Genomic DNA, 19,216 nt, shown 5'->3' on the forward strand with positions numbered 1-19,216 from the left:
CGGGCCGCGCGTGAGACGAAGGACGACAAGAAGCGGATCAAGGCGCTGGAACGGGAACTGGCGCGCAAGGAGAAGGCGCTCGCGGAGGCGGCGGCGCTGATGATCCTCAGAAAAAAGGCCGAGGCGATCTGGGGCCGCGAGGACGAGGACGAATGACGTCTGCTTCGGATCGCCGAGACATCGTTGTCCTCATCGACGAGGCCGTGGCGGCAGGCGCCCGCCAGTCCGCCGCCTGCGCCGAACTCGGTCTCAGTGCCCGCACACTGCAACGCTGGAGGGATGGCGAGGGCGGGATCCGCGAGGACCGCCGCCCTTTGGCTGTACGCCCCGCGCCTGCCAACCGGCTGAGCGAGGAGGAGCGCGACCTCATCGTCGCGACCTGCTCCACGCCGGAGTTCGCCAGTTCGCCGCCCAGCCAGATCGTTCCCCGGCTGGCCGACCGCGGCACCTGGATCGCGTCGGAATCCAGCTTCTACAGGGTCTTGCGGGAGCGCGGCCAGAACCACCGGCGCGGACGCGCCCGGCCGGCAAGCCGGCGCAAGCCGCCTACCAGCTTCGAAGCAAAGGCGCCGTGCGAAGTCTGGTCATGGGACATCACCTGGCTGCCCGGGCCGATCGCGGGAGCGTTCTTCTACCTCTATCTCATCGTCGACATCTGGAGCCGCAAGATCGTCGGCTGGGAGGTCTACGAGCGCGAGACGGCAGACCTCGCCGCCCGGGTGCTCGAACGCGCGGTTTGGGGCGAGAAGTGCCTCACGAGCCCCCTGGTTCTGCACGCGGACAACGGCAGTCCGATGAAAGGCGCGACCATGAAGACCACGATGGAGCGGCTCGGCGTGATCGCGTCGTTCAGCCGCCCACGCGTGTCGAACGACAACCCCTTCTCGGAAGCGCTCTTCCGGACCTGCAAGTACATGCCAGGCTGGCCGACCCGAGGCTTCGCGAAAGTTGACGAGGCTCGGCTCTGGGTTCAGGGCTTCGTGCGCTGGTACAACCTCGAGCACCGCCACAGCGCGCTCCGCTTCGTGACGCCCGACCAGCGCCACCGCGGCGACGACCAGTCGCTCCTCGCTGCGCGCCACCAGGTTTATCAATGCGCCCGCGCTGCCCGCCCCGAACGATGGTCAGGCAAGACGCGAAACTGGAACCCCATTGGCTCCGTCTGGCTCAACCCGGAACGGCTGGAGGTCCGAAGCGGAGGTCATGGAGCCGCCGACGCGCTCTCCAACAAAGCTGGCGGCGGCGGCTCCATGACCGGCCCCGCCGAACGAGCAGCCTGAAATAAGTACGGGCGACAACTCCATTGACGAACACCGGTGGCTGTGCGCTCCCGCCGGGACTTCTCCGGCGTCGCACCGTTCCCTGCGCGGGCATCGCCTTCCGGACCTCCCGGGCTTTTCCTGCACGGCGGTGACGCGTCGGCCGGGCAGGGGCGTCTTTCACGACCGTCTCCCGCGCACGCTCCGTCGCCTGGCCCAGCTTGCGCCCCGCGGCGATCTGGGTGGCGCCCCGGCTGTAGGTCGCAGTGACGCGCTCGTCGCGATGTTGCAGGACGAGCGAGGCCAGTCGCGCCTCGTCCGGCGCCTCCGAGACGATGAAGCCTGCGACGACATTGCGGATCACGTGCGGGGTCACCCGCGACTTCAGATGCGTTTTCGTGAGGTCGCCGATCGCCTGCGATAGATACTCCTTCGCAAGCGGCTTGCCGCGGCAGCCGACGAACAGGCGATGCTCGCCATCCGGTGCGACGGCGGCCCGATGCAGGTCGAGATAGGCGCGCAACTGCCGTCGCAGGGCAGGGGGAATGGCGCGGACATCCCGCTGCCGATCCTTCGTCTCGTACGCCTCGAGGAAGAACGTCGTGAACCTGGGATCGAAGTTCCGGAGCAGGTCCAGGGTGGCGAGACTGCCCACCCGCACGGGCGAGTTTACCAGCAGAGCGATCGCGAGCGCCGCATGGGCCCGCTTCAGCGCCTTGTCGCGGTCGCGTTGGCCCCTGGAGCGTTCGCGCAGGTCTCGCGCCGAGACCGCGGCCTGATCCGCCAGCGCCTTGAGCTCGGTGAGCTCGACCACCCGGGACGCGTTGCGGGTGGGTTCGAGCGCGACACGCGTCTTCAGCCTGCGGATCGCCGGGGACATCCAGGACCAGTTCTTCTCGGGAAAAACGCTCCTTGTTAGCGCCTGGAGGGACTGGAGCTCGATGAGGGCTGTCGACATGCTGATCTGGTCACGTCGCCAGAGGTCCTGCCGTTGATCCAGGCGCCGACGGACCGTGTCGCGGTCGAGGCGGAGAGGCAGCCCGCTCTCCCGGCAGAAATCGAAGAAGGCCCAGGTGCGCTGCAGGGCGCTCTTGAGCCTCGAGGCCGCCCAGGTCTCGATCAGGATGCCGCTGGAGAGACCGTCAGGATCGATCCGCAGACCCGGAGCGGCGGCGGCCTGCCAGTCGGGCGGCAGGCGATGCCAATTCCGGTCGATCTCGCGCGCGAGCTTCTCGAGCTCCGTCGGCTGGGGAACACGGACGCGCCGCGGGCCAGGATCGCAGCCGGGCCAGACCAACCTCAGGATCTGACGGAGGGCGGTCTGCTGCTCCTTGCGGAGTGTGCCAATCCGCCTCTCGACGAGATCGGGATCGATTTCCGCTGGAGCGATGCCCTCGTCGGCCGCCAGCTTGAGCCAGCGCCCAAACGCTTGGCTGAGCCGCCTGCGCTGGTGCGTCGACTTGTCGGAAATCGCGGCCTCGAACCGCGTCTTGAGCTCCTCCGGCCAATCGGCCGGAGGCAGGGACAGGCGATGTTGTCCCATGGGGATCTCCTATTCTTCCTTGGGATCGTCGAACGTGAACGTGAGCGTTCCGAGCGCCCGGCGGGTCGCCTGATCGAGCAGCTCGAGGTAGCGACGCTGCGCCACGAGGCCGTTGACTTCGGCGTAATAGGCCTGCGTCGTCTCGATCTTCTTGTGGCCCAGGATCTCCTGGACGAGGGCCATCGCGCTCGGATCTTGGTCGAGGATCACCTTGCCCGCGATGTGCCGCATGACATGGAGATCCATGTCGAGCCGCGCCCAGCGGCGCATGTGGTGCCCGAACGCCCGGCTCATCGCGTTCAGCGTGATGTAGCCATGGCCGTCCGCGTAGCGGCCGGTCTTGCCCAGCTCGGGGCGAACTGTCTCGGCACCGGGCCAGAGATGCGGGTTGTCCGCGTCGCTGCCGGCCCGGGCGAGCGCGACGGGCCGGAAATGCTTGCGCCAGGAGCGCAGCATCTCGACGGTTTCCGGATCGATCCGCACCGTGATCGACCGCAGGTTCTTGAGCTCGCGCGCCGGAAGGATCAGCCAGCCATGGCCGCGGCCCACGGGCAGGCGGATGTGCGGCGTCTCTCCCCCGATCCGGAGACGGGCGAGGTTCTCTCGCCGGAGAGGTGCCACCCGCTGCGAGAGCCGGGCGAGGATAGCAGAGCGGGCGAGGGCGATGTGCCGGGGCTGCGGGCTCCTTCCGAGACGCAGCGGCTTGCACGCCTTGGCCCAGAGGGTCTCCGGCACCTCGAACCACCGCCCGAGGGCGGAGGCCTCGTTGAACTGCCGCAGCATCCGCGCGTGGCGCGGGCCGATCCGCCGTGCTTCGTAGACGTGTTTCACGGTGCCGTCGGGCAGCCGCTTGGTGCCGACGATGCTCGGGTCGAGCTTGTAGGTCAGGTCGACCGCCGGCTGGAGAGCAGAATCCTCGAGCTCGTGGGCCCGCCCGACCGCAACCAGCGCCTGGACGAGGGAGCACTCGTACCTGCCCCTGACGTTCTCCTCCCAAGTCTCGGCCTGGGCTTCGCAGCGCGCCCGCCGGGCGTTACGGATCGCCCGCACCACGGCCAGGAGGCAGTCCTTGCGGAACAGCTCGGCGAGCGTCTCGGGCTTCCGGGTCACGCGACCGTCGTGGAGCGACGCGTGCCAGGTCCGCTTGACGGCATCCTGCCAGTTGCGCAGCGTGCCCTTCTCCCGGAACAGGATCGTTTCGGAGGGGACATCCTCGGCCGTGAGCGCGGCCAGTCCCAGCTCGTCCTCCTCGTCCTCGCCGGGAATGGCATCCGACCAGGACAGGTCGGCCTGCGGCGAGGCAGCCCCGGCGATCATGGCGTCAAAGGGCGCGCGAATGCCGGCGGGCACCTGGCCCCAGGCGACATCCGGCAGGCGCCGTCTGTCGAGCTCGACCGGCCAGGCCTCAGCGACGAGAAGGCCCGCGTCCCGGGCCGAGTTCCAGAGCCGCGCTGCCCCGCGGAGCTTCTCGCCATGGCTCGTCGCATGGGTCAGGAGCTCCCGCTCGCCGAACTCCTCGAAGAAGTCTCCCGTCACCTCGCCCGGCCCGTGACCCGCCCGGTCGGCGCAGACCGCCAGGCGTCTGTGGACCGCGCGCTCGGCCTTGGCATGGTGCGGCGTCATCCAGACCAAGAGATCCACCGTCTCGCGCCAGTCCCGCCGGAGGGGGCCGAGATCGGCTTCGCGCCCGGAGACGGCCACCGGATCGACGAGCTTCACCGCCGCCCGGATCAGGGCCCGCTTGTTCTCCAGGCTCTTGACCGCAGCGACCCCGAGATCCTCGGGCGCAGCCGCGCGCAGGGCCGTCTCCACCGCGACTGCGGTGGCCGTGATCCGGCCGGGCGACGTCCCCTGATAGGAAGCGAAGGCGTCGATCGCGTCGCAGGCGCGTTTCGCCTTGTCGCCGGGAAACAGGGCCCGGGCCGCCTCCTTGGCGTCGTCGAGATCCGGGAGACGGATGCCCAGGCGCAGCGCCAGCCGACGCCGGGGCGCGTTGTCCCAGTGACGCAGGGCCCGGCGGACATCGGAGAGGATCTGGCTCTTCCGCTCGCCAAGCCGGTCGCCGAGCGCCTCCGGATCCGCGAGGACCTGCGCGAGGTCCGGGACCCGCACTTCCCCGTCTACGTCCATCGCGCTCCGGAGATCGCGCACCGATGCGATCGTGTGGGTGCGCGTCTGCGCCGGCATCGGCGAAAGCCTCAGGAGCCGGACCAGGTCGGCCGTGTCTCCCGTGCAGCATTGCGTTGTGTCATCGAACATGTCCGTCTCCTTGTTGGGGGGGCTGCCCGCCTCCTCCGAGGCCTGCGTGCGCCTCAGACGCAGGCCTCGGAGGAGGCGGCAGACGCGACAGGGGCGGCCGCGCCGCGTCCCCTCGCGCCCCCGGCGGACCCGGGGAGACGAGGCGCGACACGGGGGAGAAACGGGGCGCCTGCATTCCCACCCAATGGAGACCGGCCATTCTCCCCCGATGCGGCAAGGCATTGATATCTGGACATTTCACGAAAGGTCATCGGCCGACGCCTCCCGCCAATGATCGAGCCAGAGCCGGGTCATATCGGCCTCGATCCCCTTGTAGCGCCAGATCGCCAGGGCGGTGGTCTGCCAGCGGCCGTTGCGGAACGTGCCGTCGAGCAGGCCCGCCTTGAGCAGGCGCTGCACCTGCCGCGGGCTGCACCGCAGTTCCACGGCGGCTTCCGCGGTCGTCAGGATGTCGTCGGGGGGCAGCAGCATGTCTCTCTCCGTTGTGTGGCGACGGGGAGATGGGTCCCGCGAGCGGGCTCCCAAGGAAATGCGTGAAACCGCGTCAGCATGCGGTTCGACCCCGCCTGGGACAGGGCATGCGCCTCGCACGCACGGGATCGCTTGCCGGCGCTCGCAGGTGGAGCGCCGGCATCGCGGGGTAGGGCAGGGGACGGAAGGATGCGAGGGCGAAACGCTTGCTACGTTCCCGAACGGCGCGTCGACAGCTCGACCACGTTCCGCGCGTCCTCCTCGATCAGGACGACATCCTCCTCGCGATCTTCGACGGGGCCATCGCGGGACTCGGCCATGGCATTCTCGAAACAATCGCGGTCCTGAAGATAGGCTTTGCGCAGGTTCCGCAGGCGGCGCTCGTTCCGCTTGCGCTCGGTCTTCTTCAGACGCGCACGGATCTCTTCCAGCCGTGCGACCAGTGCCCCGCTCTTCTGCGGCCGCTTCATGTCCGCCGAGATGAGGTCCGGCACCTCCTCGATCTTGTTAAGAATTGCCACGATTTCCCGGATCAGTGCTGCCGGCAGGTTGGCGCGCTGCCCAGTGCTCAGCTTACGGTTGATGTTGCGCACGGTGGCCGGTTTACCCTCAGCCTGGAGCTGGTTGCGTAGCGTGAAAACCTTCTGCACCTGCCCCGTTCCGTTCTGGTGGTAGTCCTGAAAGAGGGCGAGCGTGCTCTGGAGGTGATACTCGGCAAAGCGGGTCGCGAGCTCTGCCGTCTCCAGGTCGATCGGGTGCCGTGCTTTGCCGAGAAGAAAGTGCAGCACCGGCAAATATCTCATGAGCGAGAAGCCGGTCCGGCGGATGAAGGATTTCGGCAAGGACGTGTCGCCCCAGGTCGCGCGGAGGCTCCGCCACCACTCCTCCAGATACGGCAGGACATCCGGGTTCAGTGTGTAGGATCCCGCCGCGCCCTCCTGGCAGCAGAGCGCCTGCCAGAGCTCGTGAAGATCGGCACGGCGCTCCTCGGTCTTCGGGCCGGTGAAGTACAGGTAGTGGTCGAACATGTCCGTGTCGGTGCGCGGGGGCGCGATGAAGTAGGTCATGCGCTGGCAGAACCCGTCGAGCATGCTTGAGAGATCGATATCCATCTTCCATGTGCTGGAGACGGTCAGCCCGAAAAAGGTGAACATCGGGCGCTCGATGACGCGCTTCTGGGTCTCTCCCTTCAACCGGTTGCTGATCGGCTTGTGGGAATAGGCGTCGAGCATCCAGGGCTTGATCCGCAGGAAATTCGCGCTCGTCAGCACTTTGTTGAAGAACTTGCCGACCTCGTCCTGAAACCAGTAGCTGCCGTTGTTTTCCGCCAGATCGTCGATCCACTGTGCGTCGCTGCCGGGCGCGGCGAGCTGAGAGACGGGACACTCGCCGTCGAGCGACAGGATCCGCATGACCTCGTCGGAGGCGAGCGTCTTCGCCTCCCCTGATTCCGCAAGGCCGATGATCCAGTGCGTCGGCACGATGTCTCCAAGCCCGGGCACCTCGAGGGTCGCGCCGCGCTGGGTGAGCCAGGAGGCCGCCACCATCACCAGCTTCATCAACGGAATAGCGTAGGAAATGTCGGTTTCGTCGAAGTGCCGCAAGAGACGCGCAAGATAGCTGCCTTCCGGCGCGAGCGACCGGACATCGAAGCTCTCCGGGTCAGTCTTAATGGCGAGCATGCGGACGAGCGCGTTCCATTCTTCGTCCGACAGGCGCCGTTTGTCGCGGCCCCGGCCCACGCGGATGTCGGAAAGCAGCGCCGTCTCTGCGGTCGCCGGTCGGGTGATGTTCTTCTTCGCCATCTCGGGCTCCTCTCGATTTCGATGGAGAGAAGGTTGGGTCGTTGAAAAAAACCGAGAGGCGGGATCAAACCGTCCAGACAAGGCGCCCAAAAGCGCCGACGGTTTCAATACAAGTCATTGAGAAAAAGTGATAAAAATACATAATCGGGAGCCGACATGCCGCCGACAGGTCCCTCGCCGCATGAAGCCTCGGGCGTGCCCCGCGTCCGGGCATGGTCACGGGGCTATCGGCTGAATGCAAACGTGCGTCACCGCGTCGAAGCCGAACACGGAGAAGCCGGCCGCGTTGAGCGGCCGGCTTTATCGTCATGCCAGCTCGGCGGCGAGGTCGCTCAGCCGTGCCCCGAAAAAGCGCGTTGCTGCGTCGAGATCGGGTTCGTCCCCGGGGCGGGCAGCGACGGGTGCTGCCGCGAGCAACTCCGCGGCCTCTTGGAACCGCAGCCGCGAGGGCTGTTTCCGCAGGTGTGCCGCGGCGGCCCGCCCCTCGGGCCCGGCGATTGCCGAGAGGAGACGCACCAAGGCGTCGCCGTGTTGGGCGAGGAAAGCCGCGGCGCGTTTTTCGGCCGGGCTCGGGGCGACGACGCTCGACACGTCTGGCTCGATGACGGTGTCGATGGTGGTGGGTTTCTGCATGTGCTGCATGTGGCAGTCTCCGGCGCGCAAGCGACTGGCGATCACCAGTACTTTGCAACTTGGCGCTCAAAGTCCGGCCGTCTGGAGACTCTGACGGCCGAGACGAGTACGCCGACGGAGACTGCCCCGTCGGCCGTTGTTGTGTGGATGTGTGAGGTCCCGTCGGGCAGGGGCGTCCCAGGGACCTGCCCCGAAGCCTCAGGCGGCGACGAGAAAAACGTCGGCTTCTGCTTCGGCTCGAGCGAGATGATCTCCCACTTGGTCGGCGAGGAGACAGAGATCCTCGACGATCGGGTCGTCGGGATCGAGCTCGTCGCAGAGCACGGTCTCCAGTCGGTCCGGGTCCCCGACGAGCCGCAACGCGAGCAGCTCGTGATAGACGTGAAGCTCTCGGGCGAGCCGCCGGGTGAGACGCGGCGACGAAGCCAGGTCGCGGAGCAGGCGCTGGATGCGCCATAGAGCTTGGGATCCGCCGAGCAACAAAGCAGCGTTCTGCACGCTCTGCTCGTTTGACCAGAGAAATGTCACCAGCTCGGCGAATGCGGACCGGCGGGAAAGATGGTAGGGCATGTAGCCTCCTTTCGGCAGCGCCGCCCGGGGATCGGGCGGTCAAGCGCATGCACCGCTGCCGGATGCATGCGGCAGACGCGGGAGGGCCCGGCCTGTCTTGGTGTTTTGGTGGGGAAGGCTCTGGAGCGGCGGGGGCCGATCGTCGGCCTCACCAGGAGGGCCGGCGAGCGACGCGTGCTGCTCAGGGGACGATTGTCAGCGTCTTTTTCGATCCGCCCGATTGGCCGAGCCGTGCGTTGCCGGACGCAGAGCGCGTCGTCTTGCTCGTCTTGTCGCGCCGGCCGGGGCGAGCGAACAAGCGGCTTTGCCGCTTCACCGTCTGGGGGCCGGGATGAATGCCTTCGGCTTCCTCCGAGAGCGGGACCGCCGGGAGCGACGCATAGATCTGGCACGCGCGCCGAACGAGAAAGGAGGGGAGCTCTCCCATCAGGGGCGGCTTACCATCGGGTCCCGAGCGGAACCGGCGATCGGCGAGGGAGACGCGGATCCGGCGGTCGCACTGGAACCGGGTCGGCTCGTTGAGGCCTGCCGCCTCCCATTCCTCTTGTCTGTCGAGGCGCACAGCATGCTGGGAAGGCTCAGGGCCCCAGAGGCGACTGGTGCCATATGCCACGACGGCTTCTCCGCTCGCAGCATCAACATGAACAAGGAGGCATGGCCGCACTTTGCAGCGCCGTCTTTCGGTATACGGAAACGCGAAGCGGACGATCATGCCCGGACGGGCGGACCGTGCCCAGGAGGGCAGGGAGATGGCGGTGATTGCAGTGTCAGTCATCGTCGAGAACTCCATCTTTTGGCGATGGCTCCCGAAGTCTGGCGTCTGTCGCGCCGCCTCGCCCCCGGGTGCCACCGGCACCACCCGGGGGCGAGGCGGCGCGACAGCGGCAGCTTCCTCCTCCTTTTTTTGCTGGTCGGCGCGGTCTGGGTTAGCGGCGATGAGGTCGAGAAGTCCGGTCCAGGTGCCGCGCCCGTTAAAGGCGGCTACGGTCCCGGCGGGGCTGGTCTACCGCATCGGCTCCAGGACCCAGCTCGGATGGGTTCTGAGCAGCCTTCCGCGGGTTTCGTAGGGCAGGATATTGAAGCGCCAGCCCCACGCTCTTTGTACCGGGCCGTGAGGCTGATGCCTCGCCTCATTACTTGAGCGCCTCCGGCGGCCCGCGGCGCGGCCGGAGGCGATTCAGCGGCGTCCTCGGCTTCGCCTAAGGTTCTTCAGGCGAGCGGAAGCACGAACGTTGGCAACGTACGCTTCGGCTTGGGTCTGACCTTCGAGGAGCCGGCGAGCGATGTCGGTCTCAAAACCGCGGCCGTGATCGAGCAAGGCGTAGTGACCACAGTCCAGTTGGCATGCGGCGAGCGTTGAAAGAGTAACCGCAATGCCGAGGTACGTGCAGTCCTCGGGCTTCTTCCACGTCGGGTCCACCACACGGCCTGTCTTCGGATCCATGCACCATGCGTGATGAACTTCCATCGGCACGTCCGGGTGACGCGCGATGCCTTCGCAATACAAGAGGCCATGGCGCCACGCGGCGTCGCCCGAATTCTGAAAACAGTAGCGCATTGAACCGCGACGCATCCCGCTCGGAAGCGGCGATCCACAGCGCGAGGTCGCCGCTTCTCTCAGAAATTGGATCATGGCCGGATCGACGCCCGATATAGCGGCGATCGCGTCGAGGCGGTGGTCGGCGGATGTGACGGTAGATTCGTGAACTCGCAAAGTGAAATCCTCCTATGGAAGCGGGTGTCCGGCGCATCACGCCGATGGAGGGAGGATGGGTTCGCACGGCAGTGAAAGAAGCGCGCGGCTGCCTGTTTGAATCGACGATCCGATCCGGGCGGCTGGCGGCCTTCGGAGCTCCGGCCCTTGGCCGCGCCTGTTCTCGTCTCGATCTCTGTTTCCATGATCCGCTCGGCCGCGAACGCCAGCATCTCGCGCACGAGGTCTCCATCAGCCTGCTTTTCAACCAGATCAAGCAGCGCCATTCTGTCGTCGGTCATCGTCATCTCCGTCTTTGGTTTCGAGTCTCGCAACCCGAACCATCTCGAAGATCGGCGATGGCCGCCAGCGTCACGCCCGGCCGCGCGCTGCGCTACGCCGGGGGCTCCGCGCGCGGCCTCTTACACCAAACCCTGGGGCACTATCCGATGACGGCCATTTCCGACATGGCATGAGGTCTTCATTCCGCGAACGAGCAGGCGGAACAGGCCGGTTCGGGCGGTAGTGTGCGATGTTCGGATTAGTTTGTTCGCGGCCGCCGGAGCCTACTTTGCTTCCCGGAACCTGCGGAGTCTTCGCCCAGACGACTTCTCCAGCGCCGCGGTCACCCGTTCCTACCCGGCACGGCGACAACATAAGCCTCGTCATGAAAGCGCTTGGCGGCGGCGGCTGCCGCTTCAACCGTGTCATACCTGCCGAGAAAATGGGTCCGGTCGTGCGCGCCTTCGTTGAGAACGCGTACATGGTATTCATCGTTGCGTGTTACGATGTAGGGAAGCCGCCACCAGATCAGCAGCTCCTCGATGTCACGGTCGGCGTGATCTGCGGACGCAGGTGGATTTTGTGGGTTCACCAGTATCCCATCAACCACCCGTTCGGCGGGCACTATGCGGGTGCCAACAGCAGTCGCTTGTTTCCATTGTATGTTCTGCAAGTTGTGGTCCTTTCGGTGCAGTGGGATGTGCAGAGAAGATTGGCTGCTTCCGGAAGCCCGGAAGAAAAAATCCCGGCAAAATCCGCGCGAGGTTGCTGGCCGGGGATCAGGAGCCCGGTCCTTGCACCTTCCCTTGCGGTTGAATTTCTTCAATGCTCCGGATGAAGATTGGGGTGAGGGAATGGTCTGGGTTCCGGATTGGCTGAAGCCGCGCGCACGTCGTATCGTCGGTTCGCACTCGACAGCGATGGAGAGCGTGGAGGCGGTAGGCCGGGAGACCTACGCATCCGCGACGAACGCAGCGCGCCCGGTCATCGAGATCGTTCGGCCGCACCTTGCCAGCGGCAAGTGCCTGATCGTGACGGGTTACCAGGACTTCTTCTCGTCTTTGTCGATCATCCTGCACGAGATCCGAGACATCTCCGCCCGTGATGATGCCCATGTGCGGATCGCCTTCGGCGTCGATACGGGGAATGCGCGTGGTTTTTCGGGGCGAGGCAAGCCTGTGGCCGAGGCGGCCAGAGATTATTTCTTGTCGCAGAACGGGCTGGCCGTCGAGGATGCTGCCGATCTGAAAGCGATCTTGGCGGCCGACGCGATCCGCGCGGGCAGGATCGACCTACGCATTTTTGACCCCACCCGCGCCCGCGAAGTCATGGGGGTAAAAGACGACCGCCGGCTGCACGCGAAGATCGTCGTGAGCGAGCACGGCGGCATCTCCGGGAGTGCCAACTTCTCGCGCGCGGGGCTCTACCGGAACATCGAGTTCGCCGACGCCTTCGGCGGCGACGCCGATGACGCCGCGGCGCGGGAGGCCGCGAAGGTCAGAAAGTCAGTCGCTGAGCAGATATGGAGCGCGAGCGCCGACTGGAATGCAGAGGCCCTCGAAATCCTTGAGGCGCTGCTTCGCCCCGTCTGCCCCGAGGATGCGGTGGCAGAGGGGAGAGCGATGTCGAGGAACGGATGATCCTCGAGCGGAAGGCGCTCTACCGGAAGGCCCAAGCCGACGTCTTCGCGCATGAGGACTGGGACATCCTCCTCGAGCTCGTGGAGAAGACCGGTGGCCCGGGCGCATAAAATGACGCGGGCTCGCGTTCGACTACACCGGATCGAGGCGAAAACGACGGTGGGAGAACGGCGGAGCCTGCTCTTCCATCTCTACCTGGGCGCAGAAGGGCATCCTGCCGCCTTCGGCATGAGCGCGGGCTGGATCGGAGGTACCGACGGCGCGGGAAACGGCGAGCCGGTCCCGCTACCCTTCGTGATGGATCACAAGGGGCGGCTGAACTTCGGCCGCTTCGCCGGGCGGCAGCTTCGGCGTGGCCAGATCTCTTGGAGGCAACACCAGGCATTGGCTGTGGGCACCGGCCTCGAAGTATGGCTCGCGGAAACCCGCGCCTCCTACATCGTAACCCGGCTCATTTTCGGGTCTCCTGTTCAACTTCTCCCCACCAGACCCTTTTGCACCCCGTTTTACGCTCCTCCTGCCGAGGCCGACGGAGTTCGGGGTTCCGAGACCGGAAAGAACATCAGGGGGGCTTCCGCCTCCTCCTCGGCCGCCGCGAGATACGCGCTCGGCTGTATGTCGCGGACAGCAAGATGGTCGATGAGACTCGGGATGCTGGCCGTACGGTGGCGCGTCTCTGAAATGATGGACGCGATCTGCAAAGCAGCGTCCTTCGGCACCGACACATCGGCGATTTTCGTCGCCAGTCGATCCGCCGGCATCGCAAGCGTGAGTTGTGTCATGGCCATCGTCTGCGCTTCCGCGCTTGTCCGCGCCTCTTCCGGCTCATCCAAGAGGAAGAGGGCCCGTGTTCTGGCGCTGCCGGAAATCGACAACCCATCGAGGACGATGCGGAGCGCATCGACGGAGATAGCGTCCGCCGCCATAAGGATCTTGCCCCGGCTCATCATCGCGTTGAACGTCTCGTGGAGCACCGGGTCCGCTTCCTCCAATACGGCTCGCGCATTGGCCCGAGACCGGGCGGTCCCGATCCTCTCTACGCGCGTCATGGCGCGGTCCAGCAGGTTCTGCAGATCGGTCATGCGCCATTCGTCGCGGAAGGCGACCACGTCTTCCCCCAGATGCTGAAGCTCGCGTCTCAACGTCTCGATCCGCTGGCACACCAGCGCGGTGCCGGCCGCGGAGACCCCGAGTCCGACGAGCGACGTCGCGAGCGTGGCAACCTGCAAGCCCTGCATCATGCCCAGCATCTGCTGCATCGTCTCGATGCGGTGCTTGATCTGCTCGTTCTGCACCACGCTGATTGCGCCGGTCGCCAGCCCGCCGACCTGGGAGACCATCGCCAGCGGATTGACAAGGCTGCCGGCGATCTTGGCCAGAGCAGAAGTCTCCTGCAGATGAGCCACGATCCCGCCGCCCTCGGCGTTGATCAATAGAGCTCCCCGGCGGATCAGCTTGCCGGCTTCGAACAGCGCCTGGTACTGGGGAGGTATTGCAAAGATGTAGCTCACAGAGGTTCTCTCCGGCGTTGTTGCAGTAGGAGATCGAGCCGGGCGAAATGCCGGGACAGCACCGATGCCCCAGGACTTGCTTGAGACAGAAGCGCCTGCTCGATGCCTGCCTTCAGCGCTTCCCCGTAGGAGCGGCGCTTGTTGCCCGAAACTGTGTAGGCCGAGACGGCCAGAGCGAGACCGCCGGCCGCGATGGCGACGGGAGCGACCAGCGTGCTTATGCCGATGGCGCCCAGCATCGCAGGCGCCACTCTGCTGCCGACCGCGACCGTCGCACCGGCAGAACTGCCGCCAAGTACGAGACCGCCAATGTCCCACACCGACCAGCCATCGTAATCCGTCAGGGACACCCCGGGGGAAGCAGGTCCGGTTTCGACTTCGAGAGCAATGCGCTGTGTGAGCCTTGCTTCAACCGATTGGATCTTGAAGCTGATGGCTTTCTCCAAGATGTTCCGCTCATGTGAGTCCTCTCGGAAAAGATGATCGTAGGCGATTTCTGCCACCGCCTCTTCCGAATAACCCCACAATTCGGATCGCGCGCTTTCACAGGCTTCCTTCCCTGACCAGCGTTCCTCTTCCCACCAGTCGATCAGGTCGGCATCGTGAAGCAGCTTCTTGCCCATCATGAGGTTGGATCATTTCCGAGCGCAGCGTCGGATCTTCCTCGATCGCCGTGGGCCGATATTTGGTCAAGGCCATGCGGAGCCAAGCAAAGCGATGCGGTCCTGAAGGCGTATCGGCAAGAGCTTTCTGGCGAGATCACGGAGCCGCCTCCGGACCATCCGAGGTGCCTTCGGCGAGATACCGTTGGTTTCCCGTCGCCCAGCCCAGGATGAGTTCGCGCCCGTCCGGCAGGTTGTGCATCAGTGGCACCGACCGTACGGCCTTGAGGCCGAGGAAACCGCAGAATGCCGCGAAATCCTCAAACCACCGATGTTCCCCAGAAAACGAATGAACGATCATGGCGGCCGCGCTTGCGTTCATCCGCCTGGCTTCGACGACGGCCGCGGCGGTGCGATGAAAGAGTTGGTAGCGCAGGTCCGGGGGGGGCTCCGGGCAGCCTAAAATCTCGCAGATCGCCGCGAGGCGCCGCTGTTTTCCTGCGGAACCGTCCGCGAGCCACGCCCCGATGGTCCTGTCGAAGGGCTCGGCAACCTTAGCCTCGACAGCGAGGGCGACGGTGCGCTCCGCCACGCGCACCAAGGCGAAGACGTCGCATTGGCTCTCACGTCGCCCGCCCGGCAGCGGCACCTTGTGTTCGGGAATGGCGAAGATCAGGTCGGCCTGGGCGCCGAGGATCTTGGCGATCTCTGACGGCAGGCCGTCGGCGGCTTCCCATGAGCGCGCGGCTGCCATTGCTGAGAAGCCGGCGCGCCAGTGCTTCTGGGGGTCAGCCAACAGGCGGCGCCAATCCGACAGACCGCGGGAGGGAACAAGGATCTTCGACATGCTCCGACGATCTACCGGAGGTGCGCGCGATGCAATCCCAAGATGATATGACGCCGCTCTGGCACAGGCGGAATCGAAGCAACGCGGTCACGCGACGTGGTCGGCCCCTCGCCGCACTCGGATTCGCGCCCGAGGCCCTGGATTCGATCCCACCATCGGGACCTCCAGCGGGCGTTATGGTGCGTTTCCGGAAGAGACGGGCTCGAGCGCATTCGGGTCACCGACGCTGTCGAGGGCCAGGAGCCGGTACAGCGCGACGAGCGCCCGGTCCATGACCCGGGTCTGCATGCGCACGCGGCGCGCCTCTTCTATGAGAGAGAGTGCCGTAGCGGCGCCTCTGGTGCCGCCAAGACGCCCTGCGGCATTCAGGAGCGCCTCGCATGCTCGGCGAGGAAGTCCCGTGTCGCGACGAGGTCCGGCGCAAGAGACCAGCCGGGTTGGAGAGAGGTGGAAACAGGCATGTGACGCCTCCTGGGATGATCTGACGGCCCGTCATGGCCCGTCTTCCTGGTCGACCGTCCCCGGGCTCGCTCTCGGCCCCGCTGTCTGGACGGTCTCGCAGAGACGACCGGCCCGGACAGCGGGCGAGAGAGCGCCCCTGCTGATCTCCTCCCGATGCTGGGTTCTCGGCGTTCGCTCTCCAGGAGCCAGGGCCCGCCGCAGGCCTCCTCGACGCCCCGAGGAGGGACCGTCCCCGAGGCCCGCTCCCTCACCCCTTCATTCGGGGCTCCGCCATCGCCCGGCGAGCGAGCGGCAACCGAAGTCGCCCCCGCGCCGGCTTGTCACGGCCAACATGGATCAAGGATCCATGCAGCAATGATTTCCCGATAATCGCGATCGAGCGGTCCATGGGCGTCGATCAGCAGGAAAGGCTCCTGGTCGTGCGACTGCCCTTTCCAGACATCCCGGAAGAAACGCGCCATGCTGCGTTCTCCCGACGAGCCATGCCCGACAATATGTTCGAGGGCGACGCCGTCCATCCAGCATTTCTCGCGATCAAAACATCGTTGAACGGATTGGGGCGCACGGCCGAGCAGGGCGAAGAAGCGGGTCATCTCTGGGTTCATGCGAAATCTCCTCGGTTAAGCCAGGCTCGAAGCCAGGGCGGTTCCCCGGTTCGCGGCCGCACCGCGCCGTAGCGGACCGTGGAGGTGCGGGAAAGCCGGTTTGAATCCCATGTTGGCGGATTGTGCGTCAGCGAAAGGCCCCGATAAGCGTCTTGTGTGATTTTTGGTGTCACGAGTATTGACGCGCTCTCGGCAATGCTGTAGCGTCTGTGGTGAATATTGATTTCACCATTGAGGACGCGTCGCCATGGTTCAGCAGACTCCGCTTCAGCTCACGCAGCATGCGCGTCACCGGGCGGCGCAGCGTGCGGTGCCCCAGCCGGTGATCGGTCTGATCCTCGAATACGGGGAGAGCCGCCATGCGGGGCAGGGCGCGCAGAAATTCGCTCTCTCCAAGGCGAGCCTGCGGGACCTTCGCCGGGACCTCGGCGCAAGGATCCCGGGCAACATCGACCGCTACCGCAGCGCCTACGTCGTCGCGGCCGAGGGCAAGGTGGTTACCGTCGCCTTCGCCAGCCGCCCCCTGTTTCACTGACCGAGGATCCCATGGACAAAACTCTTCCTTCTCCCGCCGACCGGTTTCTCCCCCTGATCGAGGCGCTCTCGGAGGCAGACCTCCGGAGCGAGATCGAAGCCCCGGATCGGCTTCGCATGGCCTCCGGCCTGCATCGCGGGAAGCGGCTCGATGTCGCTTATGCCCCGTTCGACCATGTGAACCGGGAGGCGCGGGTGGTGATCGTCGGGATCACGCCCGGCCGACAGCAGATGGCAAATGCCCTGCTCGAATGCCACCGACAACTCCGGGCTGGTGCGGACCCCTCTCGTGCCCTTGCGGCGGCCAAGGTCCATGCCAGCTTCTCGGGCCCCATGCGCGCCAACCTGGTCGCCATGCTCGACGACATCGGTGTGGCTCGTCTCCTCGGGCTCGAGACCACGGCGGCGCTTTGGGAAGAGGCCTCCGACCTCGTCCACTTCACATCGGCCCTCCGATATCCCGTCTTTGTCGACAACAAGAACTATTCCGGGGCCCCCTCCATGCTCCAGGTGCCGCAGCTTCGGCAGGAGCTCGAGACCTGGTTCGGCGCCGAGATGCTGGACCTCCGCGATGCGCTTTTCGTGCCGCTCGGGCCGAAGGTCGGAGAGGCCCTGGCGTGGCTCGCGCCGAGGCTCGGGGTTTCCGAAGACCGCATCCTTACCGGGCTCCCGCACCCGAGCGGGGCCAGCGGCGAACGGATCGCGTATTTCCTGGGGCGAAAGCCGGCGGAGCTGCTGTCTGCGAAGACCAACGCCACCCGGCTCGACGCCGCGCGATCAGACCTCGTTTCGAAGATCAGCAAGCTGGGAGCCTGAAATGGAGCGTCGGACACCGCGAGACATGGATTTCGAAGAGCGCATTGCCGAGTTCACTGCAGGCTTCGACTATGAGAACGATCCGGCTGTGACGCTGGTCGATTTGGTGCGATCGGCCGGAGAGTTTCTCGCCCGGATCACCGGCCCGGAAGCCGTGGATCAGGGAATGAAGTTCGTCATCGGCGGCCTCGCCCTCACCGAGGGCGCCGACTGGCGCGAGGCTCTCGAGGCCGAAGAGCACGGCGCCTACGCGGTCTGGCCGCTCGGACAGATGCTTCATGACCTGAGCGCCTATGCCCATTACGGCATCGACCTGACGGCGCGCGAGCATGAGACGGAGGACCAGATCGCGGCGCGGCTCCGGGAGAGGGTCGAGCGGGCAGAGGAGTTCCTGGCACTCTGCCCCCTGGAGGCCTGGCTCGGCGAGACACGGTCGCCGCAGCTCGAGACGACGGTGCTGCTCGCTCGAAACCGTTGGGCGCTCGATCATGACCGCCCGGTCGAGCCCGAGGCATTGGCCGTGTTCGGCGGCGTGAAGATGTCCCGGATGCGCAACATGCTGGCGGGCAAGAACGCGACCTTCCACCGCGAGAACGGGCTGATCCCGGCGCACGAGGCCAAGTCCTGGCTGGAGGGGCGCGACAGCTTCTTCCCCTCGATCTGGCGCAGTGCGCGCCCGGTGCACAACGGCAAGGTCCTCACGCTGTCCTACGTGCACCCGTTGTTCGTACCCCAGGCGCGGGACGGCTCGATCTTCCATCCGGGGCTCGAGCGGCGCAATGGCTTCACCGTCGGGGAGAAGGGCCGCGAGTTCCAGGTGTCGACATTCGAGGATGCTCTTAGGGAACTGCAGGAGATGCCGATCCCGGCCTGGCGGCGCCCGAGTCCCGGACGGGGCGGCTGGGGCATCGTGCGTGGCACGACATGGGCGCGGATGAACTGGGAGGAGCTGGACAGCCGCGCCCGGTCGGAGATGGAACTCAGGAAGCTGGCGGAGGAGGGCGACGATGAAGACGTCTGAACGGCTGGACCGCGATGCATGGGAGGCGCGCCTCCGCGAGGTCGAGCGCGCCGGAGGCTTCCGGCAGGGCTACAAGCTGCTCTACTGTCCCTGGGCGGCCCTCCAGGGGAGCCACATGACGTTTCTCTCGCTGAACCCGGGACGGCCGCCGCGCGAGGCGGAGCTCCGGGTCGTCTCGGACGAGCGGGGCAACTCTTACGAAGTCGAGCAAGCGACGACGCGTTCTCCTCTCACCGACCAGTTCCTGCGCATGTGCGCCCTCCTTGATGTCGCCCCCGCGCAGGTCCTCACTGGCGTCGTCGCACCGTTTCGCAGCGACGGCTGGTCCGCCCTCTCGCCGGACCAGAGACGGGCCGCGCTGGAGCTCGGCCGGGCCTTCTGGCGCGAAGCGCTCGCATCTCCGGGACGACAGGGTCCGCTCGTCGTCTGCTCCGACCAAGCCGCGAAGCTCGTGACCGACCTCTTGGACGCCCGGCTTGAAGAGACCCTCCCGGCCGGCTGGGGGAACATCGCAATCCGCTGCTTCCGCGGCGCCGAGGATCAGAGGATCGTGCAGTTGCCGCATCTGTCGCGTTTCCGGTTGTTCGGCCGTCCCCAGTCGGAGCCGGCGCTGGCCCGCGCCTTCGGCTTGGCGGCGGGCGAGACCGCCTGATCCGAACCTGC

General features: G+C 66.2%; 18 protein-coding genes and 2 pseudogenes. 6 read left to right on the forward strand and 14 right to left on the reverse strand.

Annotated features, from left to right (window positions below):
- Positions 1-1,181 (forward strand): annotated as a pseudogene (locus BM162_RS18970) (IS3 family transposase); the annotation flags it as partial.
- Here BM162_RS18970 and BM162_RS18975 read toward each other — a convergent pair.
- The 10 genes and pseudogenes from BM162_RS18975 to BM162_RS19015 form a co-directional block, all read right to left on the reverse strand.
- Positions 1,168-2,802, reverse strand: coding sequence for a site-specific integrase (locus BM162_RS18975; RefSeq protein ID WP_093425129.1), 1,635 nt, complete (start codon positions 2,800-2,802; stop codon positions 1,168-1,170). The pseudogene BM162_RS18970 and the gene BM162_RS18975 overlap by 14 nt on opposite strands.
- A gap of 9 nt (positions 2,803-2,811) precedes the next feature.
- A complete protein-coding gene (locus BM162_RS18980; RefSeq protein ID WP_093425130.1) occupies positions 2,812-5,061 on the reverse strand; it encodes a site-specific integrase in 2,250 nt (749 codons plus the stop codon).
- A gap of 237 nt (positions 5,062-5,298) precedes the next feature.
- Positions 5,299-5,532, reverse strand: coding sequence for a helix-turn-helix domain-containing protein (locus BM162_RS18985; protein ID WP_093425132.1), 234 nt, complete (start codon positions 5,530-5,532; stop codon positions 5,299-5,301).
- Between the two features lie 209 nt (positions 5,533-5,741).
- Entirely contained in the window at positions 5,742-7,445 is a 1,704-nt protein-coding gene (locus BM162_RS18990) for a DUF3987 domain-containing protein (protein WP_177215263.1), read from the reverse strand.
- Positions 7,446-7,643: 198 nt separating this feature from the next.
- The gene (locus tag BM162_RS18995; RefSeq protein WP_093425135.1) at positions 7,644-7,979 is read right to left on the reverse strand and encodes a hypothetical protein; all 336 of its coding nucleotides are present in this window, start codon (positions 7,977-7,979) and stop codon (positions 7,644-7,646) included.
- Positions 7,980-8,168: 189 nt separating this feature from the next.
- Positions 8,169-8,540 (reverse strand): hypothetical protein, encoded by a 372-nt coding sequence (locus BM162_RS19000; protein WP_093425136.1) that lies wholly within the window; start codon positions 8,538-8,540, stop codon positions 8,169-8,171.
- A 181-nt stretch (positions 8,541-8,721) separates the two neighbouring features.
- On the reverse strand, positions 8,722-9,330 hold the full coding sequence (locus BM162_RS19005; RefSeq protein ID WP_143096228.1) for a hypothetical protein: 609 nt from the start codon (positions 9,328-9,330) through the stop codon (positions 8,722-8,724).
- Between the two features lie 387 nt (positions 9,331-9,717).
- Entirely contained in the window at positions 9,718-10,254 is a 537-nt protein-coding gene (locus tag BM162_RS22505) for a hypothetical protein (protein ID WP_177215262.1), read from the reverse strand.
- A 122-nt stretch (positions 10,255-10,376) separates the two neighbouring features.
- A pseudogene (locus tag BM162_RS22510) lies at positions 10,377-10,535 on the reverse strand (IS256 family transposase); the annotation flags it as partial.
- A 323-nt stretch (positions 10,536-10,858) separates the two neighbouring features.
- Entirely contained in the window at positions 10,859-11,188 is a 330-nt protein-coding gene (locus BM162_RS19015) for a hypothetical protein (protein ID WP_093425141.1), read from the reverse strand.
- A gap of 121 nt (positions 11,189-11,309) precedes the next feature.
- On the opposite strand from BM162_RS19015, the gene BM162_RS19020 reads away from it, so the two are divergent.
- Positions 11,310-12,155, forward strand: a complete 846-nt coding sequence (locus BM162_RS19020; protein ID WP_143096230.1) for a phospholipase D family protein — start codon at positions 11,310-11,312, stop codon at positions 12,153-12,155.
- Positions 12,156-12,661: 506 nt separating this feature from the next.
- Here BM162_RS19020 and BM162_RS19025 read toward each other — a convergent pair.
- The 4 genes from BM162_RS19025 to BM162_RS19040 all read right to left on the reverse strand — a co-directional run bounded on the left by BM162_RS19025 (position 12,662) and on the right by BM162_RS19040 (position 16,182).
- Positions 12,662-13,666: a hypothetical protein gene (locus BM162_RS19025; protein WP_093425144.1), complete on the reverse strand. Its 1,005-nt coding sequence runs from the start codon at positions 13,664-13,666 to the stop codon at positions 12,662-12,664.
- Positions 13,663-14,292 carry a hypothetical protein gene (locus BM162_RS19030; protein WP_093425145.1) on the reverse strand — a complete coding sequence of 210 codons (630 nt, stop codon included), beginning with the start codon at positions 14,290-14,292 and terminating at the stop codon, positions 13,663-13,665. The genes BM162_RS19025 and BM162_RS19030 overlap by 4 nt, the downstream gene beginning before the upstream one ends.
- Before the next feature lie 133 nt (positions 14,293-14,425).
- On the reverse strand, positions 14,426-15,115 hold the full coding sequence (locus BM162_RS19035) for a DUF6946 family protein (RefSeq protein WP_093425147.1): 690 nt from the start codon (positions 15,113-15,115) through the stop codon (positions 14,426-14,428).
- A 782-nt stretch (positions 15,116-15,897) separates the two neighbouring features.
- Positions 15,898-16,182, reverse strand: coding sequence for a hypothetical protein (locus BM162_RS19040; protein ID WP_093425148.1), 285 nt, complete (start codon positions 16,180-16,182; stop codon positions 15,898-15,900).
- A gap of 247 nt (positions 16,183-16,429) precedes the next feature.
- Here BM162_RS19040 and BM162_RS19045 point away from each other — a divergent pair, with 247 nt between their 5' ends.
- From BM162_RS19045 to BM162_RS19060, 4 genes are read left to right on the forward strand one after another with little or no spacing between them, the layout of a single operon-like run.
- Positions 16,430-16,717, forward strand: a complete 288-nt coding sequence (locus BM162_RS19045) for a hypothetical protein (protein ID WP_093425150.1) — start codon at positions 16,430-16,432, stop codon at positions 16,715-16,717.
- A gap of 11 nt (positions 16,718-16,728) precedes the next feature.
- Positions 16,729-17,532, forward strand: a complete 804-nt coding sequence (locus BM162_RS19050; RefSeq protein ID WP_093425151.1) for a uracil-DNA glycosylase family protein — start codon at positions 16,729-16,731, stop codon at positions 17,530-17,532.
- Between the two features lie 25 nt (positions 17,533-17,557).
- Positions 17,558-18,553 carry a hypothetical protein gene (locus BM162_RS22970; RefSeq protein ID WP_177215265.1) on the forward strand — a complete coding sequence of 332 codons (996 nt, stop codon included), beginning with the start codon at positions 17,558-17,560 and terminating at the stop codon, positions 18,551-18,553.
- On the forward strand, positions 18,540-19,205 hold the full coding sequence (locus BM162_RS19060) for a hypothetical protein (protein ID WP_093425152.1): 666 nt from the start codon (positions 18,540-18,542) through the stop codon (positions 19,203-19,205). The genes BM162_RS22970 and BM162_RS19060 overlap by 14 nt, the downstream gene beginning before the upstream one ends.
- Positions 19,206-19,216: the final 11 nt, after the last annotated feature.

It is taken from the genome of Tranquillimonas alkanivorans, assembly GCF_900115595.1.
GTDB lineage: Bacteria > Pseudomonadota > Alphaproteobacteria > Rhodobacterales > Rhodobacteraceae > Tranquillimonas > Tranquillimonas alkanivorans.

Excerpts from the sequence above, each read along its gene's own strand:
- BM162_RS18975 (WP_093425129.1), bottom strand. The coding sequence starts at position 2,802 with ATGGGACAACATCGCCTGTCCCTGCCTCCGGCCGATTGGCCGGAGGAG.
- BM162_RS18980 (WP_093425130.1), bottom strand. The coding sequence starts at position 5,061 with ATGTTCGATGACACAACGCAATGCTGCACGGGAGACACGGCCGACCTG.
- BM162_RS18985 (WP_093425132.1), bottom strand. The coding sequence starts at position 5,532 with ATGCTGCTGCCCCCCGACGACATCCTGACGACCGCGGAAGCCGCCGTG.
- BM162_RS18995 (WP_093425135.1), bottom strand. The coding sequence starts at position 7,979 with ATGCAGCACATGCAGAAACCCACCACCATCGACACCGTCATCGAGCCA.
- BM162_RS19000 (WP_093425136.1), bottom strand. The coding sequence starts at position 8,540 with ATGCCCTACCATCTTTCCCGCCGGTCCGCATTCGCCGAGCTGGTGACA.
- BM162_RS19005 (WP_143096228.1), bottom strand. The coding sequence starts at position 9,330 with ATGGAGTTCTCGACGATGACTGACACTGCAATCACCGCCATCTCCCTG.
- BM162_RS19030 (WP_093425145.1), bottom strand. The coding sequence starts at position 14,292 with ATGATGGGCAAGAAGCTGCTTCACGATGCCGACCTGATCGACTGGTGG.
- BM162_RS19035 (WP_093425147.1), bottom strand. The coding sequence starts at position 15,115 with ATGTCGAAGATCCTTGTTCCCTCCCGCGGTCTGTCGGATTGGCGCCGC.
- BM162_RS19040 (WP_093425148.1), bottom strand. The coding sequence starts at position 16,182 with ATGAACCCAGAGATGACCCGCTTCTTCGCCCTGCTCGGCCGTGCGCCC.
- BM162_RS19045 (WP_093425150.1), top strand. The coding sequence starts at position 16,430 with ATGGTTCAGCAGACTCCGCTTCAGCTCACGCAGCATGCGCGTCACCGG.
- BM162_RS19050 (WP_093425151.1), top strand. The coding sequence starts at position 16,729 with ATGGACAAAACTCTTCCTTCTCCCGCCGACCGGTTTCTCCCCCTGATC.
- BM162_RS22970 (WP_177215265.1), top strand. The coding sequence starts at position 17,558 with ATGGATTTCGAAGAGCGCATTGCCGAGTTCACTGCAGGCTTCGACTAT.
- BM162_RS19060 (WP_093425152.1), top strand. The coding sequence starts at position 18,540 with ATGAAGACGTCTGAACGGCTGGACCGCGATGCATGGGAGGCGCGCCTC.